Source organism: Brevundimonas sp. GW822-FHT03E11, from assembly GCF_058801445.1.
This window is the reverse complement of record NZ_JBXANG010000003.1, coordinates 277,946-292,241: the sequence shown is the minus strand read 5'-3', so window position 1 is coordinate 292,241 and position 14,296 is coordinate 277,946. Positions and strand designations below refer to the sequence as shown.

The window sequence follows — 14,296 nt, the reverse complement described above, 5'->3', positions numbered from 1 at the left end:
AGGGGCCAGCCGAAGCTGACCCCTCGTGTCGAGGTTCCTGGCGTTAGATCAGAAGCGATAGATCAACTGCCCCAGGAAGGTGCGGCCGAGGCTCTGCGGCTGCCCGCCGATCTCGTACTGGGTGCCCGGATAGACGGTGTCGAACAGGTTATCGACCGTCAGCTGGACCCGCGCCTCCTTCGTCACGTCATAGGCGACCGTGGCGGAATGGATCCAGTAGGAACGATACTGCCGAACGGTCGCTTGGTCGATCGTCGGGAACAGCGTGCCGTTACCGGCATACACCTTGGTCGTATCTTGCCAGTTGCCGGTCCATGACATGCGCAGATCGCCCTTGGTGTAGTTGGCGCCCAGTTGCACCTCCCAATCCGGACGAGCGAGAGTGCCCTGAGAATAGGTCGTCGTGCCGTCGAACTCACCGTTCGGCGAGCTCTGATACTTGATCAGGTGATAGGCCGACGCACGAAGACCCATACGGCCGAAATCGGTCTGGCCGTTGCCGAGCAGATCACCGATCTCGAAGTTGTAGGCGGCGTTAAGGTTCAAAGATTGGACGCGAATACCACCCTGGTTCCAGAAGCCGGAGATGGAGCCGTTCGTGATCGTGAACTGCGAGTCACGAACGACATAGGGGCACAGATCCAGACCATTCACGTCAGGGCGCGTGTCCGGATAGGTGTTGCTGTCCATGCAGAACTGGTTGGCGGTCGTGGCGAACAGGTTGGAGATCAGGCCCTTGACGGTTATCTTCACATAGTCAGCCGAGAACACCAGGCCCGGGATGAAGCGTGGCTGAGCGACGAAGCCCCAGGTGTAGCTGTTGCCGATTTCCGGCTGCAGCCCCGGCTCGCCCGCGACGATCGTTTGGAACGACGGCACGCCCGACGCGAAGGTAGACAGGAAGTTCTTGACCCGCGCCGTATTGTCCGCGTCCGACAGGGTCGGATCGATCACGCCGTTCTGATAGACGTTCGAAACCGGGTTGAGCTGCCGAACCAGAGCTTCACAGTTCGCGCGGCGCTTTGCAGGGTTCGGGCCCGAGTCGATGTTCGTCGATCCGCAGACGTCGGTCGAGTTGTTCAGGAACGCCGGCTGGCTGCCGAGGAACAGGTCGACAATGCCCGGCTGACGCACGGAGCGGGAAATGTTGCCGCGGAACGTGATGTCTTGAATGGGCGCATAGCTGACGGCGATCGAATAGATGTCCTGAACGTCACCGTCATACTTCGGCGAATTCAACACGCCGTTGGCGTTACGGAACGCGGCGGCCGACCCCTCCTGCTTCACCCAGCGCCATGCGGGGTTCACATCCAGTCGGTGAATGAAGGGAATATTCATGTCCGGGCTGACGAAGGGCACGTTCAACTCGACGCCGTATTCGGTCGTCTTGATCTCGGCGTCCGTCAATGCGGTCGGCGCGGAACGTGACCGCCCAAGCTGGCCGAGCGTATCGCCGCTATAGACGAGGCTTTCATTGCGATGCTCGCCCGAGACTGCGAACGCCAAGGCGCCGGCGGGCAGTTGGATGATCTCACCACCGAAGGTGCCTTGGAAGTAATCCTGACGGGCTTCATTGGTGATGAAGGTATCCGCCAGAATGTAGTCGCGCGCAGCTTGCGAGGAGCGGCCGACGCCAAAGAGGTTCAGCGGCTGGCAAGCATCGACCTGGGCTTGGGTCACGACCGGCTGATAGTTCTGATCCTGGGGCACATCGCCCACGACCGGCACGGTCGGATTGGCGTTGACGGCGTAGGGGACGCGCACAACGTTGTTGGTCAGACCGGGAGGGCTGGTGCCGACGATGCCGGCGCCGAGAGCCGTTTGGCTGCGGCACCGCGTCACGCCCCCGACATCAACGGCGTCGATGGCGAGCAGGAACTCCACATCCTTGATGAACTTGGTTTCGTAACGGAAGTCCGATCCGCCGGTCGAATAGGCGAAGTCCCAGTTGAAGTTGCGGTTGAAGGCGCGGAAATCGCCCCGCAGGCCGTTGACCGAGCGCCAGGTCTTCGACTTGCCGCGCGCCTCGTTGTTTTCACCGAAGATGTCGTAGAAATCGGTGGAGAGAGCGAAAGTAGAGGTTATCCCACGCGCGGCCAGATCAGCGCGATTTTGCGCCGTCAGGAAGGGGTTGTTGACACTGACAATGATACCGCCGTTCTCAATACCCGCAGAGCCGACAGAATTGAAGGCGGACTGCTGGTTCACCGGGTTGATGCTGGTGATTTCCGAATACAGGTTTTCGGTGAAGAAGGTGATGTTGTCGGTGATGTCGTAACGTGCGTTGACGTTGAAGATCGAGCGCTGCTGCTTGAAGCGCTGAACGTTACGGTCGGATGCGTTGTAGAGATCAGGATTGCTGCCGGGGGCGCTGCCGAAGCTGCCCGGCGAGGTCGAGCTCAGGTCTCCAACTGCGAACTGCACCACATTGCCGTTGGCGTCGAAGCGCAGCGGCTGAGCGATGATCGGCAGCAGCGGGTTGCCGCTGGCTACGCCCGGATAACCTTGAATGAACGATCCGATGAAGAGATTCGGATTGAGGTTGGGATTCGCAAGGAAGTATTCCCGCGCCGTCGGCAGCCGCGATTGCAAAATGTCCAGCGCCAGTCGGTTCAAATCGGACTGGGTGGCGCCGGCGGGAGGCGTCACGCCATACGCCGCGAAAACCCGCGCCGCATTTGCATTCTGTTGCGCCGCCGTGGTCCCCGGCAGTGAGGCTGGAGCAAAGTTACAGATCCTGGCGTTCGAGGCCGCCGCCGCCTGGGCTTGGGCCGCCGAGAAGGCGCCGGCATTACAAAGGCTCGGGACCGAAGGGAAATAGCTCCCGGAATAATATCCGGCCGCATCCAACGAGCCCAGAGACGTGTTGCTGTTGAAGCCGCCGCCGGCGGAGGGATTTTCGTAGACTTGCGCCGTCGCTCCGGGCTGCAGCGTCCGCACGGGGTTCGCACGGAAAATCGTTCCGCCGGGCAGCGCCGTGTGCGAGCGGAAGCTGTCAATGAAGACGCTGGGGAAGAGCCCGTCCGCATTGGCCGGAAGGAAGACCCCTAGAGCCGTCGATGGCCTCACGCCCAGAGTATAGGCGGGGTTGCGCACGCCATAGGGCTGGGTGAACAGGCCCGAGTTTCTACCCAGGAAGTCGAAATCCTTTGAGTACAGCGCATCAGTCTCGGAGATGTCGGCCGCGACGGTGACGTTGAGCTTATTGTCCAAGAAGTTTCGGCCGGTGGTGACGCCGAAGGAGTAGGTTTCACCCTGCCCGCCTTCATAACCACGGATCGAAGTGCGGACGTCCAGACCTTCAAAGTCGTCACGCAGGATATAGTTGACCACGCCGGCGATGGCGTCCGAGCCATAGGCGGCAGCGCCGCCCACAGTCAGAACATCAACGCGGTCGATAAGGGCCGCAGGAATCGTCCCCGCATCCACCTGATTGCCAGGTTCGTTGCCCGCCACGAAGATGGTGCCGCCGTTGTTCGAAACCATTCGACGGCCGTTGACCAGCGTCAGGGTGCGCGAAGACCCGATATCCAGAAGGTCCACATACTGCGCGCCAAGGTTGGCCGGTTGAGCCGTGCCGGTCGACACCGCGGAAACGGGCGGGCCGACGAGCGGAATGTCGTTCAGAATCTGGATTGCGTTGGTGAAGCCGCGATCTTCGATCGCCTGACGATCGACTTGGGCGCCAGGGATGGTTCCCTCGTATTGGGGGCGGCGAATGCGGCTCCCGGTGACGACAATCTCTTCGACTTCGCTGGTCGCGCCGTCATCAGCGGGCGTCTGCGGAGCCGTTTGAGCCACCGCAGCCGAGGCTACGATTAGGACTCCAGCCAAAACCGAAGTGCCCAACAAGTATGGTTTGTGTCGCATAAATAGCCCCGAGGCAGCATGTCCGCCCCCCACGGGCGGCACTGTTTCGAGGACGTTTACGGAATTGTATCAGCGCGGCAATACGTCATGGCGGGATTGCAGCGAGAATGCGACAATATGGCCTCATTCCGCAGACCTACGATCTACAAATTATCCCGCAGCCACCCCGCCACACGGCCCACCACATTGCCGCGATGCACCTTGGGCGCATCCGCAGCCGTGATTTGCCGCGCCATCAGCTTTCTGGCGGACACCGCTTCGCGGGGGCCATAGGCCGCCCGCAACAGCACCCCGGCGGTGGCGCAGAAGGCCGGTCCTGACGCCGCGTCGGCCAAATGTGGCGCCCGTTGGGGTTTTCCAAGGCGGACCGGGCGGTCGAAGACGCGCACGGCCAGTTCCCGCACGCCGTTCAGCTGGCTGGCGCCGCCGGTCAGGACCAGGCCGGCGCCGGGCTCAAGGCCGACCCCTGCCGCCTTCAGCCGGTCGCGCAGCAGTTCCAGCGTCTCTTCCACGCGCGGGGCGATCACCGTCTTCAGCATGGCGCGCGGCACAATGACCGGGCCGGCCGAGGCGTCTTCGCCGCGCGGCGGCGCCTCCAGCATTTCGCGGTCCTCATTGGCGCTGGCCATGGCCGAACCGTGCAGGGTCTTCAGCCGCTCGGCGCCCGCCTTGGACGTGGACAGGCCCCGCGCGATGTCGGACGTCACATGGTCCCCGCCGACGTTCAGGCTCTCCACATGCAGCAGGGACCGTCCGCCCCAGACGGCGGCGCTGGTCGAGCCGCCGCCCATGTCGATACAGACGGCCCCCAGGTCCATCTCGTCTTCTTCCAGGGCGGCCAGCGACGACACGACGGGCGCGGCGGCCACGCCCTGAAGGTCCAGATGGGCCAGCTCCAGACAGTGGCTCAGGGTCGTGAACACATTCTCGGCCATGGAGACGACCAGAAGATCCAGCCCCAGCGACCCGCCGCGCATCGCGCGCGGATCGTGGACGCCGCGCGCCCCGTCCACTGACCAGGCGATGGGCAGGACGTGGATGGGCCGACGGTTGGGCAGACGGATCTGGGCCAGGGCCATGCCGATGGCGCGGGCCAGATCGGCGTCGCCGACGGGATTGGCGCCCAGGGACACCCGGGCCTGGACGCGGTGGCTGGCCATCTGGCCGATGGCGGTCGTCACGACGACGCCGGAGACCGGGCTCTGGGCCGCGCGTTCGGCCCGTTCGACGGCATGGCCGATGGCCTGGGCCGCCTCGTCCATATTGATGATGGCGCCGCCCCTGACGCCCTTGGACTGGACGTGGCTGGCGCCGGCGACGCGGATGGTGCGGTCGGCGTGGCGCACGCCGTCCGGCTTCATGATGAAGCACGAGACCTTGGACTGACCGATGTCCAGGGCGGCGATCACCGGCGCGCGGCCGGCGCGGGGGTCCATCACCCGGCCCTGGTCGTTCGCCGATCCACGCTGCATTCCCGCCATACTCTCCACTGGTCCCTGTTAAGCGTCGGCGGCGGGGCGCACCGCAATTTCGTCCGGCGTTCTCAGATCGACCCGGGCGAAGCCCAGGTCGAGCAGGCGTTCGCGCTGATCCAGCGCATCGAGGCGGATCAGGGCCGCCTCCTGTTCCGTGGCCGGCAGCTGGATCAGGCTGCCGTCCTTCAGGCGCAGATCCCAGCGGCGTTCGTCCACCCGCACCACCGCATCCACCCGGCTCATCAGGCGCGGCCGCTGGGCCAGCAGAGGCAGGATTTCGGCGGCGGCCAGATCGGCGCCCTTGCCCACGACCAGCGGCAGGGTGGGATAGCGACGGGCGTCGGCGCCCTTGATCACCTGGCCCCGTGTGTCGATGACCTTGATCTGACCGGCCTCCTGCCAGACGGCGAGGCGGTCGTGCTCCTTGACCTCGATGATCAGGGTGTCGGGCAACAGGCGCACGACGCGCGCGGACTTGACCCAGCCCACGCCCTGCACCCGGTCGCGAATGGCGTCCAGATCCAGACTGGTGATCGGCTGGCCTGAATAAAGACCCAGGGCCTGCTGAATGGCCGGCTCGGCCTCGGCCGAGGCGCCGGTGATGTGGACCCGCTTCAGCGACAGGCCCATGCCGGCCGTCACCCCGTCGATCCCGCGGGAAAGGGACTGGCCGATCCGCTCGGCGCGCGCGCCGGTCGCCAGAACCCCGACCACCAGCAGGGCGCCGGCGCTGAGCGCGATCATGACGGTGCGGGGAGAGACGTCGATCCGGCCGATGGCGGCCATCTTGCCGGGAATGGCGGACGCAGGCTTGGGCGCCCCGCCGCGCGAACGCCCTCCCTTCTTGGGGGCTGCGCCACGCGAGGAAACCGCACTCTGTCGCCGACCGCCGCGAACTACCGCGGGCATGAGGCGTCCTCCACCATCCACCGAACCAGGTCTTCGTAGCTCATTCCGACATCGGCGGCCTGCTCGGGGACGAGCGAGGTCGGCGTCATGCCCGGCTGAGTGTTGACCTCCAGCAGAACCAGATCGTCCTTAACATCGTCATAACGGAAGTCGCTTCTGGACACGCCTTTGCAACCCATGGCGACATGCGCCGCCTCGGCCTGGCGCAGCGCGGCCTCGAAAACGGCGGGCGGCAGGACGGCGGGCAGGACGTGAACCGAACCGCCCGGCGCATATTTGGCCTCATAGTCATAGAAGCCCTTGGTCGGGGTGATGTCGGTCACGGTCAGGGCGCGCGGCCCGTCCGCATAGCCGATCACGGCGACGGCCAGCTCCTTGCCGGCGATATAGGGCTCGACCATCACCTGTTCGCCATAGGCCCAGCCGGGCTCGCCCACCTCGGCGACCGGCCGATTGGCGCCCTCGCGCACCAGATAGACGCCGACGGACGAGCCCTCGGCGTTGGGCTTGACCACATAGGGGGGCTCGATCACATGACGCGCCGCCACCTCATGCCGGTCGTACAGGCCGCCGCCCGGAACCTTGATCCCCGCCGCCCTCAGCACGGCCTTGGACTTGTTCTTGTCCATCGCCAGGGCCGAGGCCAGGACGCCGGAATGGGTATAGGGAATCCGCAGGGTCTCCAGCACGCCCTGGACGCAGCCGTCCTCGCCCCAGGCGCCGTGCAGGCAGTTCAGCACCACGTCCGGCTTGATCAGGCCCGACAGGACATTGGCAAGGTCGCGCCCGGCGTCCACGCGGCTGACGCGCACCCCCTGCCGCTCCAGCGCCTGGGCGCACTGTTCGCCGGAGGTCAGGGACACCTCCCGCTCGGCGGACAGACCGCCCATCAGGACGGCGACATGAAGGTCTTCGAATGCGCGGGTCATGGGCTCTCCGATTGCGGCCGAGATGTTTAACAGGCCGTCAACCTTGTCGCCCGCGCGAGGTGAAATTTGTGCGTCAAACGCCGGTGATCAGAGGCGACGCCCGATCCGCTTGATCTCCCACTCCAGCTGAACGCCGGTCTTCTTCAGGACATCGACCCGCACCGCCTCGCCCAGGCCCTCGATGTCGGCCGCCGTCGCCTCGCCGGGGTTGATCATGAAGTTGGAGTGCAGCTCGCTGAACATGGCCCCTCCCCCGGTCTCCACGTGCAGCTTGCCGCGCCAGCCCGCCTCGTCCACCAGCTTCCAGGACGAGTGACCGGGCGGGTTCTTGAAGGTCGATCCCCCGGTCTTTTCGCGGATCGGCTGGGTGGTTTCGCGGCGGCTGGTGATCTCGTCGATCCGGGCCTGCACCGCCTCGGGCGCGTCCGGCGTTCCACGATAGACGGCCTCGACCCAGAGGATCTCGGCCGGCGCCTGCGAATGGCGATAGGTGTAGCCGAAGTCGGCCAGGGCGTAGTCGACCCGCTCGCCCTTGCGGTTCAGCCCCCAGGCCGAGACCAGCACATCCTTGGTCTCTGCCCCGTAGCAGCCTGCGTTCATGGTCAGGGCGCCGCCGACCGTGCCCGGAATGCCGGCGTAGAATTCCAGCCCGGCGATTCCCGCCTTGGCGCCGGCCTTGGCCACCATGGAATCCAGGGCGCCGGCGCCGGCCGTGATCGTGTCGCCGTCCGTCGTGATCTGCGCCCAGGGGCGACCGGCCAGGCGGATGACCACCCCCTCGACCCCGCCGTCGCGGACGATGACGTTGGACCCCACGCCCAGAACCGTCACCGGCACGGCCGGATCCAGCGCCTTGAGAAAATCAGCCAGGTCCTCGGCGTCGGCCGGAATGAACAGGGCCTCGGCCGCGCCGCCGACGCGGAACCAGGTGTAGGGGCCGAGCGGCTCATCCCGCAGCAGCTTGCCGCGAACAGGGGGAAGGGGGATCTCGGTCATGCGGCTTCGATGTCGGTCCGGGAAAAGTCGTCGCCCTTGTACAGCAGGGGCGATCGCGCGTGGCGGGCGCAGGCATAGGCGAAACAGTCGCCGAAGTTCAATGCCGCCGGGTGACGGCCCTTGCCGTACCGGGCGTGAGCGCGGATCGCCTCGCGCCGCGCCTCGGCCGGGATGGCGACCACCTCGATATTGAAGTCGGTGAGGAAGGCTTCCACGGCGCCCTCGGCGTCATGGACTTCCATATTCCTGCGACGCGCCACCGCTATGACCGTCTCCCAAACCGCCATTGGAGAGGTCAGGCGAGGCGAGCCGCGCTGTAGACGCTCAAAAAGATCTCGCGCGTCGGACTCGCCGGTCAGGATGGCGGTCAACGCCGAGGCGTCGACGAACATCAATCCCGCTCATAGAGGCTGTCGATCCAGGCCTTGTCGATCGGCTCTCCTCGCTCTCTTGGCGCTCGCGCCTCCAGCGCCCGGACGAAGGCGAGGCCGCGTTCCACGAAGTCCGACGGCGTCTCAACCTGCTCCAACTCGCGACGCAGCGCGCGGCGCACCGCCTCCGTCTTGCTGATCCCTGCGATGCAGCTGAGGCGTTCAGCCATCCGATCGACTTCGGGATCCTTCACATAAAGGGCCATGGCATCCTCCAGGGATATACCGTCACGCCGAAGTATATACTTTCCAGGCCCCGCCGGACAAGCCGGGCGTCAGCCCAGCGCCTCCAGCTGCGCCGGCAGGCCATAGGCCCAGCTGGTGATGTCGCCGGCGCCCAGCAGCACGACCACGTCGCCCGACCGGGCCTCTTCCTTGATCAGGCGCGGCAGGACGGCGGCGTTCTCCAGCGCCTGGACATGGCGGTGGCCGTAGCGACGGATTCCGTCGGTCAGGGCGTGTTTGTCCACCCCCTCGATCGGCTGTTCGCCGGCCGGATAGACGTCGGCGACGATCACGCTGTCGGCGTCGGAGAAACTGGTCGAGAAGTCGTCCATCAGGTCGCGCAGACGGGTGTAGCGGTGCGGCTGGACCACGGCGATGACCCGGCCCTCGCTAACCTGACGCGCCGCCTTCAGCACGGCGGCGATTTCGACCGGGTGGTGGCCATAGTCATCGACGATCCGCACCCCGTTCACCACGCCCGTCGTGGTGAAGCGACGCTTGACGCCGCCGAACCCGGCCAGGCCCTCGCGGATCGCCTCGTCGGATACGTCCAGCTCGCGCGCCACGGCGATGGCGGCCAGGGCGTTGGAGACATTGTGCCAGCCCGCCATCGGCAGATGCAGATTGTCGATCCGGTGCGTTTCGCCGTTCTGGATCACCACGTCGAACCGGGCGCCGTCCGGCCCCATCTGGCAACCCTCGGCCCGCACCATGGCCTGGGGATTGGTCCCATAGGTCACCAGCCGCCGGTTATCGATCGAGGCGACCAGTTTCTGCACCTCGGGATGATCCAGGCAGACGGCGGCGAAACCGTAGAAGGGGATGTTTTCGACGAAATCGACGAAGGCCTTCCGCACCGCGTCGAAGTCGCCGTAGTGGTCCAGGTGTTCCGGGTCGATATTGGTCACGATGGCGACCGTCGATTTCAGGCGCAGGAAGCTGCCGTCGCTCTCGTCCGCCTCGACCACGATCCAGTCGCCGTCGCCGACCTTGGCGTTGGTGCCGTAGGCGTTGATGATGCCGCCGTTGACCACCGTCGGGTCCAGACCGGCCGCGTCCAGCAGGGCCGCGACCATGGAGGTCGTCGTGGTCTTGCCGTGGGTGCCCCCGACCGCGATGGAGAACTGCAGCCGCATCAGCTCGGCCAGCATCTCGGCCCGGCGCACCAGGGGGATGCGACGCTCGCGCGCGGCCTTCATCTCGGGATTGTCGGCCTTGACCGCCGTCGAATAGACCACGGCCGAGACGCCCTCGCCGACATGGGCCGCGTCGTGACCGATGAAGATCCGGGCCCCCAGCTTCTCCAGCCGTTCAGTATTGGCGCTGGCCTTGGCGTCAGAGCCCTGAACCGAATAACCAATCTTCAGCATGATCTCGGCGATGCCGCTCATGCCTATGCCGCCGATGCCGACGAAATGGACGGGACCGAGGTCGAACGGGACGGGGCGAAGGCGAGCGATCATCCGATGCGCTTAGCAATAGATTTGGCGGATTGCACGGGGGGGCGTGTATCCAAGTTTCGAAGCCGCGCGAACGGATCGCGCGCCGGAACGCCGGGCCCCGTCTACGACTTTAGTCGATTGGCCTTCGGCGGGCCTATCGTGCAAACAGGACGCGAAATCGTCAGTCGTCCGGTCGAGTAGGAGTAGGTCGTGGGCAAACTTGGAACCCCTCTGATATTTGGGGTCATCGCGATCCTGGGGGCCGTCTCGTTGGGCGTCATCGCCCTGCACCAGGGCGAAAGCGTCAGCGCGGTCTGGATGGTGGTCGCCGCCGTCTGCACCTATGCGATCGCCTACCGCTTCTACAGTCGCTACCTGGCCAACAAGGTCATGCAGTTGCAGCCCTCGCGCCCGACCCCGGCGGTGCGGCGCGACGACGGCCTGGATTATGTGCCGACGCCCCGAAACGTCCTGTTCGGCCACCACTTCGCCGCCATCGCCGGCGCGGGGCCTCTGGTCGGGCCGGTGCTGGCCGCCCAGATGGGCTATCTGCCGGGCGTGCTGTGGATCCTGGTCGGCGCCGTGCTGGCGGGAGCGGTGCAGGACATGATGGTCCTGTTCATGTCCACCCGGCGCGACGGCAAGTCCCTGGGCGACATGATCCGCACCGAAATGGGCAATATCCCCGGCATCATCGCCCAGGTGGGCGTGCTGATGATCATGGTCATCATCCTGGCCGTCCTGGCCCTGGTGGTGGTCAAGGCCCTGGCCGAGAGCCCGTGGGGAACCTTCACCGTCGCCGCCACCATCCCCATCGCCGTCTTCATGGGCCTTTACACCCGCTTCCTGCGGCCGGGCCGCGTGGGCGAGGTGTCGGTCATCGGCGTGGTCCTGCTGATCCTGGCCATCATCGGCGGCGGCCATGTGGCGGCTGACCCGTTCTGGGGTCCGGCCTTCACCCTGACGGGTCCGACCCTGGCCATACTGATGATGGTCTACGGCTTCATCGCCTCGGTCATCCCGGTCTGGCTGCTGCTGGCGCCGCGCGACTATCTGTCGACCTTCCTGAAGATCGGAGCCATCGTCGCCCTGGCCATCGGCATACTGATCGTGCGTCCGCACCTGCAGATGCCCGCGATCACCCCCTTCATCGACGGCACCGGCCCGGTCTTCGCCGGCGCCCTCTTCCCCTTCCTGTTCATCACCATCGCCTGCGGCGCGGTTTCGGGCTTCCACGCCCTGATCTCGTCGGGCACCACGCCCAAGCTGCTGGAGAACGAAGCCCAGATCCCGATGATCGGCTACGGCGCCATGCTGTGCGAAAGCTTCGTCGCCGTCATGGCCCTGATCGCCGCCACGGTTCTGGACCCGGCGGTCTATTTCGCCATGAACAGCCCGGGCGCCGTCATCGGCAAGGACGCGGCCTCGGCCGCCGCCGCCGTGGCCCAGTGGGGCTTCCACATCACCCCCGGCGAGTTGGAGCAACTGGCCCGGGACGTGGGCGAGCATTCGATCCTGTCGCGCGCGGGCGGCGCCCCCACCCTGGCGGTCGGCATGGCCCACATCCTGTCGGGCGTGATCGGCGGCAAGGCCATGATGGCCTTCTGGTACCATTTCGCCATCCTGTTCGAGGCCCTGTTCATCCTGACCACGGTCGACGCCGGCACCCGCGTCTGCCGCTTCATGATCCAGGACCTGCTGGGCGTCGCCGTGCCCAGGATGCGCGAGACCAAGTCCTGGGGCGCCAACGTCGTCGCCACGGCGCTTACGGTCGGCCTGTGGGGCTATTTCCTCTACACCGGCGTCGTCGATCCGCTGGGGGGCATCAACAGCCTGTGGCCCCTGTTCGGCATCGCCAATCAGATGCTGGCCGCCGTCGCCCTGATCCTGGGCACGGTCGTCCTGTTCAAGATGAAGCGCGAGAAGTTCGCCTGGGTCATGGTCGTCCCGGCGACCTGGCTGCTGATCTGCACCCTGACGGCCGGCTTCCAGAAGCTGTTCCACCCGGACGTCCGCATCGGCTTTTTGGCCCACGCCCGCAAATACCAGGACGCCCTGGGCGCCGGCGAACTGCTGGCCCCGGCCAAGGCGGCGGGCGACATGCACCGGATCATCGTCAACGACTACGTCAACTCCGCCCTGACGGCGGGCTTCCTGTTCGTGGTCGTCACCATGGTGATCTATGGCGTCCTGGCCTGCCGCAAGGCCTATCTGAACAGCCGGCCGACCGTGCGCGAATATCCCGAGGCGCACGATCTGACCCCGGCCGACGATGCGGCGGACGTCGCCCGTGCCTGACGTTCAGGACGATCTGCTCTGCCTGTGCCGCGACGCCGCCCTGCGGTGGGGTCGCGGCGTCCGGCGCACGGCCGGCGCCATGATCGGCCAGCCGGACTATGAGGCCTATGTCCGGCATGCGACCGCGACCCACCCCGACCAGCCGCCTCTGGACAAGATCGCCTTCTTCCGCCTGCACGAGCAGCGCCGTTTCGGCGGCGCCGGCGGCTTCAAATGCTGCTGAGCTGACGGCCCGGCCTTCGGCCGTCCTCATTCCGGAATCCGCGCCCCGTCCCAGGCGAAGACCCCGCCGCTGTCCCCCGGCGTCAACCCCGCCGCCACCGCCAGCAGCCGTTCGGCCGAATGATCCGGGCTGAACAGCCGTCCCTCCCCCACCCCCTTCTGAAACGGCGCGCTCAGCCCCGTGTCCACCGTGCCGGGATGAAGCCCGGCGACCACCGCCAGGGGGTGGGTCCGCGCCGTCTCGATCGCCAGATTGCGCAGGATCATGTTCAGCGCCGCCTTGGACGCGCGATAGGCGTACCAGCCGCCCAGCCGATTGTCCCCGATCGAACCGACCCGCGCCGACAGGGCCGTGAACACCGCCCGCCGGTCGCGCGGCAGCAGGGGCAGGAAATGTTTGGCCACAAGCGCCGGCCCGACCGTATTGATCCGATAGTCCCTGAGCAGATGCTCGGCCTCAAGCTGACGCAGGGACCGCTCGGGCTGGAAACCGTCGTGCAGGACGCCGGTCGCGACCAGCACCAGGGTCGGCGCGGCGCCTTGCGCGATCCGCGCCGCCGCCTGGGCCAGACTGTCCTCGTCCTCCAGATCGGCCGCCAGGGCCTGGGCGCCGGGAACCGCCGCCGCCGAACGGGACACGGCCCAGACGGCCTCGAACCCGCCCTCGGCGACCAGACGCTGCGTCAGGGCCCGCCCGATCCCGCCCGAGGCGCCGATCACCACCGCCGATCCGCTCATCTTCATCTCCCATGCCGACGCGGCTCATGATAGGGGCGCGTCATGAGCATCACCACGGTCGGCCTCGATGCCGACGACACCCTCTGGCACAATGAGACGATCTTTCGTCTGACCCACGCCCGCTTCGTCGACCTGCTGGACGACCACGGCGACGCCGCCACGATCGAGGCGCGCCTGGCCGAGACCGAACAGCGCAATCTGCGCCTCTACGGCTACGGCGTGAAGGGCTTCACCCTGTCGATGATCGAGACGGCCATGGAGCTGTGCGACGGCGGCGCCCCGCCCGAGGTGGTGCGCGAAATCCTGGCCGCCGGCCGCGAAATGCTGGCCCATCCGGTCGAGACCCTGCCCGGCGTGGACGAGGTTGTCGCCGAACTGGCCGAACGCTACCGCCTGGTCCTGATCACCAAGGGCGACCTCTTGGATCAGGAACGCAAGCTGGCCGCCTCGGGCCTGGGCGACCGGTTCGCGGCGGTCGAGATCGTCTCGGAAAAGGACCGGGCCACGTACGAGCGCGTCTTCGCCCGCCATGGCACGGGCCCGGCCGAAGCCGTCATGGCCGGCAATTCGATGAAGTCCGACGTCCTGCCCGCCATCGCCGCCGGCGCCTTCGGCGTCCACATCCCCTACCACGTCACCTGGGCCCACGAACTGGCCGACGCCCCGGTGAACGAGCCGCGCTATGTCTCGCTCTCGCGCATCAGCGAACTGCCCGACTGGATTGCGGCGATAGGCGACGCATAAGCTCTTGCCCCCCTGCC

12 protein-coding genes are annotated in these 14,296 nt (G+C 66.4%); 3 read left to right on the top strand and 9 right to left on the bottom strand.

Going from position 1 to position 14,296, the window contains the following annotated elements; translation table 11 throughout:
- Positions 1-48: 48 nt before the first annotated feature.
- From AC1RKE_RS06740 to murC, 8 genes are all read right to left on the bottom strand, one after another.
- Positions 49-3,801, bottom strand: a complete 3,753-nt coding sequence (locus tag AC1RKE_RS06740) for a TonB-dependent receptor plug domain-containing protein (protein ID WP_492896655.1) — start codon at positions 3,799-3,801, stop codon at positions 49-51.
- A gap of 212 nt (positions 3,802-4,013) precedes the next feature.
- Positions 4,014-5,342, bottom strand: coding sequence for a cell division protein FtsA (ftsA, locus tag AC1RKE_RS06735; protein WP_054766521.1), 1,329 nt, complete (start codon positions 5,340-5,342; stop codon positions 4,014-4,016).
- Positions 5,343-5,369: 27 nt separating this feature from the next.
- Entirely contained in the window at positions 5,370-6,254 is an 885-nt protein-coding gene (locus AC1RKE_RS06730; protein WP_348685218.1) for a cell division protein FtsQ/DivIB, read from the bottom strand.
- Entirely contained in the window at positions 6,242-7,183 is a 942-nt protein-coding gene (locus AC1RKE_RS06725; RefSeq protein WP_395941920.1) for a D-alanine--D-alanine ligase, read from the bottom strand. The genes AC1RKE_RS06730 and AC1RKE_RS06725 overlap by 13 nt, the downstream gene beginning before the upstream one ends.
- Positions 7,184-7,270: 87 nt before the next feature.
- Positions 7,271-8,179 carry a UDP-N-acetylmuramate dehydrogenase gene (murB, locus tag AC1RKE_RS06720; protein ID WP_348683082.1) on the bottom strand — a complete coding sequence of 303 codons (909 nt, stop codon included), beginning with the start codon at positions 8,177-8,179 and terminating at the stop codon, positions 7,271-7,273.
- Positions 8,176-8,571, bottom strand: a complete 396-nt coding sequence (locus AC1RKE_RS06715; protein ID WP_228185493.1) for a type II toxin-antitoxin system VapC family toxin — start codon at positions 8,569-8,571, stop codon at positions 8,176-8,178. Before AC1RKE_RS06715 ends, murB begins: the two co-directional genes overlap by 4 nt.
- Positions 8,571-8,816 (bottom strand): type II toxin-antitoxin system VapB family antitoxin, encoded by a 246-nt coding sequence (locus tag AC1RKE_RS06710; protein WP_348683081.1) that lies wholly within the window; start codon positions 8,814-8,816, stop codon positions 8,571-8,573. The genes AC1RKE_RS06715 and AC1RKE_RS06710 overlap by 1 nt, the downstream gene beginning before the upstream one ends.
- A 69-nt stretch (positions 8,817-8,885) precedes the next feature.
- A complete protein-coding gene (murC, locus tag AC1RKE_RS06705) occupies positions 8,886-10,298 on the bottom strand; it encodes a UDP-N-acetylmuramate--L-alanine ligase (RefSeq protein WP_054766527.1) in 1,413 nt (470 codons plus the stop codon).
- Positions 10,299-10,487: 189 nt separating this feature from the next.
- Here murC and AC1RKE_RS06700 point away from each other — a divergent pair, with 189 nt between their 5' ends.
- Together AC1RKE_RS06700 and AC1RKE_RS06695 are read left to right on the top strand one after the other, a co-directional pair.
- Complete coding sequence (locus tag AC1RKE_RS06700; protein ID WP_348683080.1) at positions 10,488-12,575, top strand: carbon starvation CstA family protein; 2,088 nt, start codon at positions 10,488-10,490, stop codon at positions 12,573-12,575.
- Positions 12,568-12,798, top strand: a complete 231-nt coding sequence (locus tag AC1RKE_RS06695) for a YbdD/YjiX family protein (RefSeq protein WP_348683079.1) — start codon at positions 12,568-12,570, stop codon at positions 12,796-12,798. Before AC1RKE_RS06700 ends, AC1RKE_RS06695 begins: the two co-directional genes overlap by 8 nt.
- 26 nt (positions 12,799-12,824) lie before the next feature.
- On the opposite strand, the gene AC1RKE_RS06690 is transcribed toward AC1RKE_RS06695, so the two are convergent.
- Complete coding sequence (locus AC1RKE_RS06690) at positions 12,825-13,535, bottom strand: SDR family NAD(P)-dependent oxidoreductase (RefSeq protein WP_348683078.1); 711 nt, start codon at positions 13,533-13,535, stop codon at positions 12,825-12,827.
- A 42-nt stretch (positions 13,536-13,577) separates the two neighbouring features.
- Between AC1RKE_RS06690 and AC1RKE_RS06685 the strand changes: the two genes are divergently transcribed.
- A complete protein-coding gene (locus AC1RKE_RS06685) occupies positions 13,578-14,279 on the top strand; it encodes an HAD family hydrolase (protein ID WP_348683076.1) in 702 nt (233 codons plus the stop codon).
- Positions 14,280-14,296: the final 17 nt, after the last annotated feature.